The 13,247-nt window shown below is 54.6% G+C and carries 12 protein-coding genes; all 12 read left to right on the forward strand.

From position 1 onward, the window contains the following. The first annotated feature begins 42 nt into the window (after window positions 1–42). The 12 genes from JH25_RS28625 to pilN all read left to right on the forward strand — a co-directional run bounded on the left by JH25_RS28625 (window position 43) and on the right by pilN (window position 13,246). Window positions 43–903 carry a hypothetical protein gene (locus tag JH25_RS28625; protein WP_164699513.1) on the forward strand — a complete coding sequence of 287 codons (861 nt, stop codon included), beginning with the start codon at window positions 43–45 and terminating at the stop codon, window positions 901–903. Further along, window positions 896–1,621: a PFL_4669 family integrating conjugative element protein gene (locus tag JH25_RS16905; protein ID WP_032877862.1), complete on the forward strand. Its 726-nt coding sequence runs from the start codon at window positions 896–898 to the stop codon at window positions 1,619–1,621. The genes JH25_RS28625 and JH25_RS16905 overlap by 8 nt, the downstream gene beginning before the upstream one ends. A gap of 4 nt (window positions 1,622–1,625) precedes the next feature. Beyond that, a complete protein-coding gene (locus tag JH25_RS16900) occupies window positions 1,626–2,165 on the forward strand; it encodes a DUF3158 family protein (RefSeq protein ID WP_032881095.1) in 540 nt (179 codons plus the stop codon). Window positions 2,166–2,180: 15 nt separating this feature from the next. Beyond that, window positions 2,181–2,645 carry a single-stranded DNA-binding protein gene (locus tag JH25_RS16895; protein WP_032877865.1) on the forward strand — a complete coding sequence of 155 codons (465 nt, stop codon included), beginning with the start codon at window positions 2,181–2,183 and terminating at the stop codon, window positions 2,643–2,645. A 110-nt stretch (window positions 2,646–2,755) separates the two neighbouring features. Beyond that, window positions 2,756–3,178 (forward strand): hypothetical protein, encoded by a 423-nt coding sequence (locus JH25_RS16890; RefSeq protein ID WP_032877867.1) that lies wholly within the window; start codon window positions 2,756–2,758, stop codon window positions 3,176–3,178. Between the two features lie 178 nt (window positions 3,179–3,356). Continuing rightward, window positions 3,357–3,554 (forward strand): CrpP family ICE-associated protein, encoded by a 198-nt coding sequence (locus JH25_RS27930; protein WP_081883295.1) that lies wholly within the window; start codon window positions 3,357–3,359, stop codon window positions 3,552–3,554. A 99-nt stretch (window positions 3,555–3,653) separates the two neighbouring features. After that, window positions 3,654–5,558: a type I DNA topoisomerase gene (gene topA, locus JH25_RS16885; protein WP_032881097.1), complete on the forward strand. Its 1,905-nt coding sequence runs from the start codon at window positions 3,654–3,656 to the stop codon at window positions 5,556–5,558. A gap of 110 nt (window positions 5,559–5,668) precedes the next feature. Further along, a complete protein-coding gene (locus JH25_RS0127030) occupies window positions 5,669–7,483 on the forward strand; it encodes a hypothetical protein (RefSeq protein WP_236648034.1) in 1,815 nt (604 codons plus the stop codon). Window positions 7,484–7,545: 62 nt separating this feature from the next. Continuing rightward, window positions 7,546–9,501, forward strand: coding sequence for a DEAD/DEAH box helicase (locus JH25_RS16880; RefSeq protein WP_032877868.1), 1,956 nt, complete (start codon window positions 7,546–7,548; stop codon window positions 9,499–9,501). 77 nt (window positions 9,502–9,578) lie between these two features. Continuing rightward, the gene (locus JH25_RS16875) at window positions 9,579–10,145 is read left to right on the forward strand and encodes a 34 kDa antigenic family protein (protein WP_164699514.1); all 567 of its coding nucleotides are present in this window, start codon (window positions 9,579–9,581) and stop codon (window positions 10,143–10,145) included. Window positions 10,146–10,271: 126 nt separating this feature from the next. Further along, a complete protein-coding gene (gene pilL2 / locus JH25_RS16870; RefSeq protein ID WP_032877871.1) occupies window positions 10,272–11,429 on the forward strand; it encodes a PFGI-1 class ICE element type IV pilus protein PilL2 in 1,158 nt (385 codons plus the stop codon). Further along, window positions 11,429–13,246 (forward strand): PilN family type IVB pilus formation outer membrane protein, encoded by a 1,818-nt coding sequence (gene pilN, locus JH25_RS0127035; RefSeq protein WP_032877874.1) that lies wholly within the window; start codon window positions 11,429–11,431, stop codon window positions 13,244–13,246. Before pilL2 ends, pilN begins: the two co-directional genes overlap by 1 nt. Window position 13,247: the final 1 nt, after the last annotated feature.

The raw sequence follows: 13,247 nt of genomic DNA on the forward strand, positions 1-13,247 counted from the left end.
CAACGAGGTCATCGAGGTAACGCGGCCCACAGCACAGCGGCCGTGGCCGGAATCTGGACCGGCGACACAGCAAATGTTGTGGCCCGCAACACCTTGTCAGGATCCGGCATCGATGGCGGCAGCCATGCAAGTGGTGCGGCCCGCACCACCTCAGCAGGATCCGATATCGATGCCGGCAACGATACAGATGATGCGGCTCGCACCACCCCGGCAGAATCCGGCATCGATGGTGGCAGCCATGTAAGTGGTGCGGCCCGCACCACCTCGGCAGGGTCAGGCATCGATGGTGGCAGCCATGTGAGTGGTGCGGCCCGCACCACCTCAACAGGCTCAGGCATCGATGGTGGCAGCCATGTGAGTGGTGCGGCCCGCACCACCTCAGCAGGATCAGATATCGGTGCCGGCAGCAATACAGGTGATGCGGCCCGCATCACCCCGGCAGAATCCGGCATCGATGGTGGCAGCCATGTAAGTGGTGCGGGCCGCACCACCTTCGCAGAATCCGGCATCGGTGGTGGTCGACACGCAAATGGTGCGGCCCGCACCACCTTGCCAGGATACGATATCGGTGGTGGCAGCCATGTAAGTGGTGCGGGCCGCACCACCTTCGCAGAATCCGGCATCGGTGGTGGCCGACACGCAAATGGTGCGGCCCGCACCACCTTGCCAGGATACGATATCGGTGGTGGCAGCCATGTAAGTGTTGCGGCCCGCAACACCCCTACAGGATCCGGCATCAGTGGAGGTCTTAAGCTCACTGGCGAGTTACAGCTCTTCCTATATATAGAAGCCTCAACAAATCCCCTTCCATCGGGCTACGCATTTAATGCTGCGTCTCCTATAGCCAAATTGCAGCATGGGTACGTCAATCCTCTTCCCAAGGAAACACTGCACCATGGCTGATAACTTCCGGCTCAACATCGGTTCACTGCGCAGCGATGTGAAGCTCACCCTTCACACTCACCATGCCGCTCGTATATGGATGGGGCGCCCTAAAAATGACCTCAAAGCCGGCATCATCGGTCTGTCAGGGTTCTGCACTGTCGTCAATCGGATGTCTCGTGGCGCCCAACAGGATGATCCCTACTCTGACTGGTGGATGATCCTCCTCGAAGAAAAGATCAACGATTCCAAGGAAGCGCTAAAGACCATCGAAGATCGACTGGACACAGCCATGGCCTCCCTTCCGCCGGCCATCAGCATTAGCGAAAACCTGTCGATCCAGCCTGTCAGCCTCCCGCTGTATATCTCCAACCCTCTGGGATTTCAGGCGGTGTACCTGCTGACGAACTATGACGAAATTGTCAGACGCATTCTGCTGGCCCAGCACGTTGGTCTTGTCGGGCGGCACGATATGGAAACCTGGATCGATGAAGGCGCAGCGGTACTGCGGAGACTGTTTGGTCTGGCCCAGATATATAAGTACTCAGGCGCTACCCGCGACGACTTCGCTGCAAACAATGCCAAGGCTGAAGCAGCCCGCAAAATGTACGAGCGGTACGGTGAGCTGCCACAGGACATCCTGGAAGGCACCCGCCGTTCGAATTTCGCGCCACCGATCATCCGCGGTCAGCAGCAAACCGAGACGGATGATCATCTCGATGACTCCGTTGAGGGTTAAGAGCATGGGCCAGATTCCCTCAAATGATGGGTCGCTGCAACAGACCGCCTTCCGGCCACTGCAACAGGAAGCCTTTCAGCGACTGCAACAGGCTGCCTCACTAAAGGGCCTTTTAAAGCCTTTTAAAGGTAAGGGGGAGCTGACCCAATTTGCCGATCTTTGCCGAGCTCAAGAATCGGACTTAAAAGCTCTTGCCCAGGAAGTACTGAGCCAAGCCCGCCGATATCCATTCACCCTTGTTCCAGTGCGGTTGACTGAGCAAAACACCCAAGCCGGTACCCAGTTTTTGAGATGGCAGCTGGTGACAGATCGGAGGATGGGCGTAGGGGTTTGGGCAGAAATGATGGGCTCGCCAAGAACACCGGAATCCATGCTGCAGGATCTTTACGTGATGGAGCTGCAGCGCATCACCTTGAACATGCAAATGAGTTTGCTGCACTCGATCACCAAACAGGCCGCCGAGTGCGCAGAAAAAATGGGCCAGGCAGAGGCCGTGTATACCGCTCGCCTGCAGCAGCTCAACAACCCAACGCAACACCAATAACCGCGGAGAATACTCATGGGCACGCCCGTACAAGGCTGGGAAGGCAATATCGGTTCTGCACCGGAATTCAAAGAATTCCCCAACGGCAATAAAGATCCACGTCGACTCATGCGAGCCAACGTTTACTTTGACAATTCGATTCCGGATGGCAAAGGCGGCTACGAAGATCGTGGCGGTTTTTGGGCGAATGTGGAGTGGTGGCACAAGGACGCCGAGCATTATTCGCAACTGTTCCAGAAAGGTATGCGAGTGCTGGTTTCCGGTCGCGCTGTTATGGACCGCTGGAAGAACGACGAAGGCGAATTCGAAGCTTTGAAAATCCAGGCCAGCCGGGTCGGCATGCTGCCGCACCGCGTGACCATGGTGAATCTGGCGCCTTCGCAAAACCAAAGTTCGCAACAGTCCAACAGACCCGAATCGCGGCCGCAGCCAGCTCCAGGCCCGGATGAATATCCAGATACCGATCCACCGCAATTCTGAAAACATGGGCTTAATTTTTCGGCCCAATCGTGTAGCTGTCGGTGTTGGGGGAAATAGCTCATGGTTTCCCCCGACCTCATTAGGGAACCACTACAAATTAGGACGTGCCGATGGATGAAGTTTTGAGGGACCCAACAGGGTACGTTGTCATTGGCGCAGAGCATCCAGCTTTAGGTCGTGTGTACTGGGCTTACTTTGATGAAAGCGAGGTGAATGCTCCGGACTACTACGGGCTCACCCTGGACCTAAACCGAGCATCATGGGCTCCAGTTGGGTGGCGAACGGGAGAGTATCTGATGGGGGGCCGTGAAGAGACAGACCTTGATACCTGGCAAGCCCGCCGATTTATCAGCACCTTGCTCGATGAATACCGCTTAGATACTGAATACCGCGTCGACTTTGACGACGACGAAATGACTGAACACTTATACGGCAAGCTGGAACAACTACGTGTTCAAAGCGGACAATCCACTCAGGACTTCATCGCGTGGATCAGAGCTGCGAACTGGACGGACGAGCCGGCTACGAATTGACATAAAGCCCGCCAATTGGTTGGCAAAAAAATCGCGCCATTCGTTAACTTTCAGGTTGAGTCATACTTCCATTCGGCTATCTCAAGCACAGAAGTTTAAAACTTCCGTTTTTGAGGAAAAAAAGCCCTATTCGTGATGTTACAGTCTGATAGATCTGTTCTTCGGGGACCCATAGCCAATGGCGCAATCTCGAACTTCTTTGAAACCAGCAGATAGGCGGCAATTCAACAACCCTCATACTGCCGTTCAAACAGCCGGTGCTGACGCCGCCCGAAAAGGGCTACGGGTGTATGACTGCCCTTACCACCATCCTGCGATGCGCACGTCGTGGCTAAAGGGCTTTGCCCAGGAACAGCAGCTGACGCTGAACCTCTAGCCGCTAAAAGCCTCCCGTTGTGCATTGACCATTTCCCATTGAAGCCCTACCTGCCATGACGTGACAGTCCCTCTCTGCATAATTGAGAAGGGGCACACCGTGAAGCTATTGATCATCGAGGCACCTGGGAAGCTGAAAAAGCTTCAGCCAATGATGAAGAAGCTGCGCCCAGGCGAAGACTGGTTGGTTGTCGCCAGTGGTGGGCACATACGTGACTTGCCGGCCAGAGGGCAGGACGACAGCATGATCACCACAGGCGTCCGCAAAAATTACACACCGGTGTACGAAATCCTGGATAAGAGCGCCAAGGCCGTGCGGACCATCAAGGCCGCAGCTAAACAGGCCGATGAAATCTACCTCGCAACCGACCCGGATCGCGAAGGTGAAAGCATCAGCTGGCACATCCAGCAGGTACTGGCGGTCAAATCCTACAAACGCATCACCTTCAATGAAATCACCCTGAAGCGTGTCGCAGAGGCTCTAGCCAATCCTCGCCAAATCGATTTGAACAGAGTCGCGTCACAAGAATGCCGGCGTGTACTTGATCGCTTGGTGGGTTACCTGGTGACTCAGGAGCTACGCCGACTGATGGGCAAGCCCACCTCTGCAGGCCGCGTGCAATCGCCTGCCGTATACCTGGTGGTTTTGCGCGAGCGCGAGATCCGCAACTTTCAGGTAGTCAACCACTTCGGTGTGCGTCTGAACTTTGTGGATATGAATCAGGCCACCACCTGGTATGCAGATTGGCAACCGGTACCGGATTTCGCGAGCAAAGACTTCCCTTACGTTCAAGATGCCAACCTGGCCCAACTCGTCGCCGGCACACGTAATGTCGTCGTCGAGTCCTGTGAAGACCGCAAGGCCGAGCGCCACCCACCCGCGCCCTTCATCTCTTCCACCCTACAGCAAGCGGCCAGCAACGCCTTGAAATGGGACCCGGACAAGACCATGCAAGTCGCCCAGCGACTGTATGAACAAGGCGTGATCACCTACCACAGGACGGATAATCCCAACGTACCAGACGAGGCCATGGAGGATATTAGAACCCTAGCTAGATCTATCGGGTTGAAGACCGTCGACGAGCGACGTACATTCAAGGCCGCAGAAGGCGCGCAGGAAGGCCATCCCGCTATTACCCCGACGCATTGGGCTGATACAAAAGCTGGTGAGAACGACGAGGAGCTCGCCCTGTACAAGTTGATTTGGGTCCGGGCGCTGGCCAGCCAGATCGAAGCGGCAGTATTCGACATGCGTGCTGTGAAACTGCTCGCGGTTGGCCCAAATGGTAAGGCTCTGCGATTCAATGCAACTGGTGAAACCCTTTTTCATCCTGGGTGGCGGAAACTGCTCAAGGGCGATGACACAGACGATGAGGAAGATGCAGCAGCGAGCAACCCAGTTCCTGCACTCTCACCAAAACAGATCCTCTCTGTGCACAACGGAGAACTGCTGAAGAAGAAAACCCAGCCGCCATCCCGCTACACCAAGGCCAGTCTAATCAAGGAAATGGAGCGCCGCGGTATTGGCCGTCCCAGTACGTTCGCCTCGATCTTGAAGAACATCACCAGCAAAGGAATGATCGAGGAAAAAAGCCGCAAGCTGGTACCGGCGCCGCTGGGGGAGGAAACAATCGCGAAGCTGGAAGGGTTCTTCAGTTTCGTGGAGCTCGATTTTACGAGAAAGCTGGAGCGCGATTTGGACAAAATCGCCCAGGGCCAAGACACCTATGGAGCTGTCGTTGCACGTCTGCATAGGCGCTTGGAAGAGGAACTGTCTCAGCAACGTGGAATGCCGAGTGTGCCGATGGCGTCCGCTCCACGCCCAGCCACAGCAGGTGGCGCTTTCAACTGTCCCAAGTGCAATCAGCCCCTCGCAAGGCGACAGAAAAAAGGAGACGGTGGCTATGACTTTTGGGGTTGTACAGGCTTTAAATCGAATGGATGCAAGGTGAGTTTTCCAAACTTGAATGGCAAACCCGATCTCAGTAAACCCAGAGGGCTGTGACTTCTGCCATTGCCGATATAAATCACCGACAACGCCGTTACTCATTAACCCTGGAAGCCCACCATTCCTATACCTGACAGTCCTCTGCGAAATTGCAGAGGAGGTCATGGGTGAGCGTACAGAAGAGACAATCGGTGGTGGGGCTGCGCATCTTAGCGCCGAAGCTGGAGAAGTTCTCAGACCGGCAAATTGAAGTCGCCCAGACCTGGGCTTTACAATTTAACATACCGCCCTCCCAGCTGACCTCCTTCATCGAGACCTATCTGAGTTCCACTGTCCATACTCGTTGCTGGTGCGTAGCCCTGCCCTCTACAGATGATCAAACACGGCCGGTCCTGGCCAGAATCGGCGATCACCTCCAATACTTCGATGGTCATCAGGTTAAGGCCTGCAAAATCTTCAGCAAGGACCGCGTGCATAAGAGAAAACCCACCGCAATTGTGGCCCAGCAGCTACTGCTCAGGTTTGAAAAACGCTGGTATGCAGACGTCCTACTGACCTCCTTCTGCAAGTCGGCTGGAGAGAGGGCGAAAGCCCTATCGATTGATGATCTCGGAAGCTTTAATCGCCGCGGCTTCGATTGGACAGCGAGCAACAATCGGTACTTCAATCCCCGCACCCGATTTTACCTAAAGCAGATTGGCAGCACGCTGAAGCAGTTTTGCCAGTGTCTGGACCAAGAGCTTTTATTCGCCATTCGTTCAGCGCAATGTCCCTCACCCAAGCTCTATAACTGGCTGGCTCAAGGTGACCGAAAACGCCGCCTCCAGGCCCTAAAAGCCCAGCCAGTACTGATTCCACTTCTGGTACTAGTAGATCAATGGCCGTGGCCGTGGGATGGGCAGCAGCAGGTATACATGAACTGCCCATGGGATGAACTTCAGGGGTGGCGCCCATACTGGAGCGAGGACCGTTATTTGATTTCCGCTGAAGAGTGCCTGATAGGTCGCATAGCCGACGCGGGCCTCCCCCTTTCCGACACACTGGCTTGGCTGCTACAGGCGCCGCGCACTGCAGTGCGCTACCTGGGTCAACAGCGGGTATTCGATACCGGCAGCGCATTGACCCGTATCAGCCGTGAGGGGCCACAAGGACCCTGGCATCGACTGCTGCTGGGAGCCTCACTGGGCAATCGCCGTCCTCTTAAAAAAGCGCACTGGATCACTCTCTTCGCCCTGCTGGATAAAATCCCGTATCAACTGCTGGATCAAACGCAGGACTGGAACAGGCTGCTGTCAGGGTGTCCAACTGATTGGTCGGACGACAATTGGTCCAAAATCGCCGACGACTTTCGAGACCTGAACGAGCTCTTTAACAACGTTGATGAGAGCGACGGACCAACTGCTGGTGAAGCACTGCAGAAACTCAAAAGCTTCATTGCTACTGCTTCCTATCACCAGATCGCCAGCTTGGTGAATGGCTTTCACCGCGCGTTGATAGACATACGTGAGGCTTTAGATGCAGTAGATCCACAAACAAAAACAGATTCTTTAACGCCCTGGAAGCCGCTGCTTTATTCAACCGGCACAACCATCGTGAGTCCAAATGGGCTGCAAATTATCGAACTGAAGTGCCCCGCCGATCTTGATGCGGAACATCGAGCGCTGGGCCATTGCATTGATGGTTACGACTACAGCGCTTATCGGGGCATCTGCCGTCTTATTTCGGTTCGCGAAAACGGGAAATCGTTGGCCTCTGCAGAAATTCAAATGGATGAAAGTGCCTGGGGCGAAACGTCAGCAAAATTGACTCCCAAACACCTGGTGTCAATACAACTGAGAGGGCACCGCAATCGCACACCTAAGTCGGGCTCCAGGGTTGACCGGGCCTATCAATGGTTTTGGGCAAAGATCAAATCGGGTGAACTCGCCATCAACCTGGAGTGGCCCGACCAAACACTATTTATGTCGCGCTATACAAATTGAAACCGGAAAAAGCTGCATGCACAAGCCTGTGCGGAATGGATCAACCAACGCTTGAGCAAGACATGAGTCGTCCACGTCTGATGAACCGCCGGCAGGACCTGGTCGAAAAAGTCATTTTTGACGGCTATGACTTCGGCGTCTTATTGCAATACGTTGAGGGTGCGAACCGGCTGTTTCTCGAACGTAATGGTTTCTATATTCGGCGTGCCGAGCATCCTCAACATCGCTATTGGCGATTACCAAAAGGCAAGTTGCTGGATGACCTGGATGTGCTCTTCCACCGTTTGATGGAGTTGTCCGAGGACCGTTTCAATGAAAGTTGGGAGACGTTTTCACATAAAATCACAGCCGCACCAAACGCCCCAGATCGGCAGGCATTCACGTGGGGGCTGACCTTTCGGATAGCTCCACTCGTTCAGGGCGGGATCCTGCTGTCAGGTGACTTCCATCCTGGTGCGGTCGCCGTTTCAAGGCGCATGCACGGCGTGTTTCTCGGGCATTCCAAGTCCTGGCGCATCGACGCTGGTGCGGAAGTGGTGCGAAGCAACTTGATCCTGGAGCTTGGATTGTCGGAGGATCAGTTCGAAATCCTCGACACCGTGCAAGAGCTGCTGACCGACGGATCGGTTGTTCCAGCTGATGAAATCACCCGCATCAGTCTTGGTGGACCGCCACAAGAGCGCGCAGCAAAAGCGGCTGATGACAGCACCTCAACCGATATGTATCTAGCCGCGGTGCCCTCAATCGAGCGCACCGGGTTCACCACCGAACAGATTAACCAGGCATTGGCTGGTTATTCTTTACTGGACCATCAACCGGCAGGCATCCGGCACTTGCTACAGCGCACAAGCGCCTTGCTTGCGGATGACATGGGGCTGGGCAAAACTCGCCAGGCAATCATTGCCGCTGCAATCCGAGCAGCTGATAGACCCATCTTGGTAATCACCCTGTCGACGTTGATCATCAACTGGCAACGCGAAATCCAGATGGTGTATCCCGAGGCCACAATCGGCCAACAGGTCTTTGATCCCTCTTCGCAATGGATTATCACCAACTACGAACGCCTGGGCGATTTTGTTCTGCATGCAGGACACTTTGACGTGATGATCATCGACGAGGCGCACCGCCTGAAAGAGCCGACCGCCGCGTGGACACGTCACGGCTTCGACATTGCCGCCAAGATACCCAACCGCTACCTGCTGACGGGTACGCCAGTCCTCAACCGAGAATCTGAGCTGCACACGTTGCTACGGCTATCCGGCCACCCCGTTGGGAAACTGCCCTTGAAAGAATTCTGCGAACAGTTCGCCGGCAGTCAGGATTTCCGCATGAATCTGCGGGACGCAATCGGCGATTGGATGCTTCGTCGACGCAAGGATGTCTTACCCGGTCTCAAAGGCAAACAGCGCCAAACGCTACCCGTCGAGCTCACTGCTGAAGAGCGCAAGCAATACGATCAGATTCGGCTTGAAGACAGGCCTAGCCTCGCCAGGTTGGGATCACTGCGTCAGTTGCTTGAGCAGGTGAAGATTCGCGTCGTAATGGATCTGCTGTGTGAACTGGACGCGGAGGACAAAGTTATCTTGTTCTGTGAATTCAAGGATACGGTAGGAACACTTCGCACTCGGTGCAAGCAAGCTGAGTACGGGTGCGTCACGGTTGTCGGCAGTGACTCTGTAGGCAAACGGCAGAAAGCGATCGATCAATTCCAAAGTGATCCAGAAACCCGCATTTTTGCAGCCACTACCTCCGCTGCCGGCACCGGCAACAACCTCACTGCGGCCAACTATGTCATGTTCCTGGGCCTGCCCTGGACGCCTGGACTGCAGGACCAGGCTGAGGACAGGGCCTACCGCAATGGGCAGTTGAGGATGGTCGTGGTGAAAATCCCGCTGGTGGAAAACACCATCGACCAGATGCTCTGGCAAATGCTGCTGGATAAGCGCCAGTTGGCAAGTGACCTCATTGAGCCCGATGCTGTCGCCAACGCCAGATCTGAACTATTGAACTACGTGTAACTTTACATCCATGCTCCTATACGATGCGGAAACCCAAGATTTAGGTCATGAGGCAAGGTTTTCATATAATTATATTTATGAAAGAATCTCACGAGACTATCCGCAAGGTATTTGGAGTTTTTGTGCGCAAAAAGGCCTTCCCCAGAAAACTATATTTCTTAATAGCCACTGCCCTACTATGGGGAGTGCTCGCCTATCTAAGTCGTTATGAAACACATCTTCCCGTAAGAGAAGTATTCAAGCTCATCAGATTCGGCAATGCGAGCTTGATTGAACACTTCATAGGAGGATTTGCGGCCACTGCTGTCTTGCTGGCGATACTGCTTTTTGCATTGTCCGTCACATCAAAAGCCCGCTTTATAAAAAGTCCTATTCGAGTATTGGCGTTTGGGAAGTTCCGTAGATGGTTAATGACCAGAACCCGCCCAGCTTACATCACTCATTGGACGGCAATCCTTGCAAGCGCTTACATCGTAGTATCGATAGCATGGGAGGTAGGCCAAATTGAAAAGCATGGTTTTTTTCAGCTCGATCAGTTCGGTATGGATCTCATGGGGGTTCTTGCATTTTGTTTATGCATGTGGGTACTTCTTAAAAAAAACCTTCAGCACGCCAGAACACACCGCTCATTTTCCTTGGTTTGAGAAATAGCAACGAGAGCCGTGGTAGCGGTTACGTAAATACCTAAAGACGCAGTTTTCTATTTCCTACTGCGCAGCTGGTACCAGCCTGTCACCGTTCCCCTATCATTACAGGGGGCCTCTCGGCACATGATCAGGCACGTCACCACGCTCTGGCTGCTCGCGTTAATCGCCAGTTGCACGACCCAAACGGCGCAGACACCCAAGCCCGCTTTCGACAGCAGTCGCAATCCGGACATGTTGACGCCAGACCTCTATCCTGGCGGCGCCGTTCCTGAAAAAGAACCAGTAGTGCGCTATGGCCGCTACACCCTCGTCAGCACGCTGCCAGATTCTGGCCAACGTGACCTGATGGCTCAGATTATCGACATCAGCATTCCAGCCAACATGCACCCAAATGTGCGTGAAGCGATGCAGTACGTGGTGGACCGTTCCGGTTATACGCTTTGCTCGGCAGACACTGGCCACGTCAACATCCTCTACACCCGACCACTGCCAGCAGCCCAATATAAACTTGGCCCAATGACTCTGCGTAACACCCTGCAAGTGCTCGCAGGTCCGGCCTGGCAGGTGAAGGTGGACGAGGTCAACCGTCAGGTGTGCTACGTCCTGCGCCCTGGCTACCAGCTCCCTGACTCTCCACGTCCTGCATCAACTCAGATTGCTCAGCTCAACACATCGACAGCTGCACAGCCTGTCGCAGCAAAGAGCCATAACAACGATGCGGGCAGCCAAGTAGTAGTCGCCGCAGTTCTGCAAACAGCGCCTTTCACAACAACAGCATCTGCCGCCACACCTGCGGCGAATGCTGCACCAGCCATAACCGTGGCCCCTTCTACGGTGAATACCAAGGACGGCTCTACCAAACAAACGTCTACCTTGCCGAATCCGAGTCCGGCCTCGACCACGGTCAGCAATGCCAATGCGAAGGTCGCTTCAACTCCGAAACTGGTCACCGCGACGTCCGCAGCTTCTCCAGCGCCAAAGCCAGTTGCGACGGAAACTGCAGCACCGAAGCCGCTGGCCCAGATATGGACGGCTTCAACTGGCTCAACTCTTCGTCAAACCGTCGAAGGCTGGGCTGAAAAAGCGGGCTGGAAACTGATGTGGCAGGTCGATGATTTGGATTATTCAATTGACGCTCCGCTTCGATTTGAGGGCAGTTTCCAAGAAGCCATCGGGTCGATTTTCCCGCTGTACGACACGGCTCCACGGTCCTTTCTGGTCGATGTGGTCGACAGTAGCTCATCACAGCGGCTGATTTTTATTACAGAGAGGAACAAATGATGAATGCTCGTCTCTGGATCAAAGGCACAGCCTTGTCACTCATGGTCTCGCTGGTGAGTTCCTGTTCGCTGCAGCGCGTGAATGAATCAGCCAGCCGAGCTGAAAATGACGCTGCGACAGCCTCCCAATACAGCCGATTTCTGAGAAATCAGCAACAAGAGTCCGCCCGCGCTACGGTGGTGTTCAGCGACAAACCATGGGTATCCAAAAAACCGCTGGTCGCCAAGCGTGGTTTACCGCTGAGCATGGATTGCGATATCACCTATCGCCCTTCGTATAACGTTGGGATCGCTGAGATTGCGCAGTACATCACTAGCGAATGTGGTGTTCCGGTCATCGTAGCCCCTGATGCAATCGACCCAAGTGTCCTTTCCAGTTCGACCCAGGGCAACTCAGGACCTGCAGTTCCACCTGGTTTGGGCTCTGCCGACAACCTGGCCAACTTCATGCCCGCCGGCGTCATCGGCAATGTTCCGAGCAGCGCCCGCTCAATGAATTCGGTTGGGCTGACTGCGCCCAACACATTCCCCATTAAGTACAGCGGCAAGCTGTCAGGGTTGTTGAATCAATCGACCTCCCAGTTGGGTTTAGCGTGGAATTATTCCTCCGATGATCGCAGCGTGCATGTCACTTACTTCGACACCAAGACGTTCGACGTCTGGGCATTTGGAGATGACCAGGTCATTGAAAGCACTGTGAAGTCGGGCTTGCTGACCGCCACAGGCAGCGGGAGCAGTTCCGGTGGTGGCGGTGGTGGCGGATCTTCGTCGACAGGAGCATCGGGTGAATCAGGCAGCAACCAGAGCACCACCGTCACCATCAAGACGTCCCTGATCGGAGACGTTGAAAAAAACGTCAAGGCGATGCTGAGCCAGCAGCCCCAAGGCCGAATGTTCCTCTCCCGATCCACTGGCACCCTGACGGTAAGTGATCGACCAGAAGTACTTTCTAACGTTGCCAAATACCTGAATTCGATCAACAGCAGTATCACTCGTCAGGTTTTGTTCAATGTCAAAGTCTTCGAGGTAACTCTCACTGACACAGACCAGACTGGCCTGGACTGGACAGCTGTCTATACGTCCTTGAGCAACAAATGGGGCTTCTCCCTGAAAAATGCCACCACCGGCATAAGCACGGGTGCGGTTTCGGGCTCCCTGAGTATTTTGGACACGTCGAAGTCTCCCTGGGCTGGCTCCAACTTAATCATAAAAGCACTCTCAGAACAGGGCCGTATCTCAAACGTTCGCTCGCCGTCGGTCACCACGCTGAATCTGCAGCCGGCACCAATCCAGATCGGCAACGTAAAGAGCTATGTCGCATCAAGCTCGACAACCACTACGGCTTCCGTTGGATCGTCTACTTCGCTCACCCCTGCGACCATCACCAGCGGCTTCAACATGATGTTGCTTCCTCGAATCATCGACCAGGACAACATGCTGCTGATGATCACCCTGAGCATGAGCAGCAAACCGACGTTTACCACTTTTACGAGCAACGGCTCCAGTGTCCAGACAGCGGACTACGACACCAAGAACCTGTCGCCCAAGGTCAAATTGCGCAGCGGTCAAACCCTCGTACTGACTGGCTTTGAGGAGAACAGCGAAAACGCAACCAAGTCGGGCGTGGGGGATCCAGGGTTCTTCGGTTTGGGCGGCAGCCGTGTCCGCACCACAGGGCACAGCGTGCTCGTAGTGCTGATTACTCCTGTTGTTGATAGCGACACAGGCAGCCCCAGCGCGGTGATTTCACCTGCTGCCAACGAGCCTTGGGGCTCTTGCCCTACCCCACTGCTGCATTGCACAGGTTCCAAGGGGTAAG

It is taken from the genome of Pseudomonas sp. BRG-100, from assembly GCF_000737955.1.
In the GTDB taxonomy this organism is placed as follows: domain Bacteria; phylum Pseudomonadota; class Gammaproteobacteria; order Pseudomonadales; family Pseudomonadaceae; genus Aquipseudomonas; species Aquipseudomonas synxantha_A.

Bases quoted from the DNA above. Each gene is read 5' to 3' on its own strand.
- JH25_RS16880 (WP_032877868.1), top strand. From the start codon at position 7,546: ATGAGTCGTCCACGTCTGATGAACCGCCGGCAGGACCTGGTCGAAAAA.
- pilL2 (WP_032877871.1), top strand. From the start codon at position 10,272: ATGATCAGGCACGTCACCACGCTCTGGCTGCTCGCGTTAATCGCCAGT.
- JH25_RS16890 (WP_032877867.1), top strand. From the start codon at position 2,756: ATGGATGAAGTTTTGAGGGACCCAACAGGGTACGTTGTCATTGGCGCA.
- JH25_RS16895 (WP_032877865.1), top strand. From the start codon at position 2,181: ATGGGCACGCCCGTACAAGGCTGGGAAGGCAATATCGGTTCTGCACCG.
- JH25_RS27930 (WP_081883295.1), top strand. From the start codon at position 3,357: ATGGCGCAATCTCGAACTTCTTTGAAACCAGCAGATAGGCGGCAATTC.
- JH25_RS16900 (WP_032881095.1), top strand. From the start codon at position 1,626: ATGGGCCAGATTCCCTCAAATGATGGGTCGCTGCAACAGACCGCCTTC.
- pilN (WP_032877874.1), top strand. From the start codon at position 11,429: ATGAATGCTCGTCTCTGGATCAAAGGCACAGCCTTGTCACTCATGGTC.
- JH25_RS16875 (WP_164699514.1), top strand. From the start codon at position 9,579: ATGAAAGAATCTCACGAGACTATCCGCAAGGTATTTGGAGTTTTTGTG.
- JH25_RS16905 (WP_032877862.1), top strand. From the start codon at position 896: ATGGCTGATAACTTCCGGCTCAACATCGGTTCACTGCGCAGCGATGTG.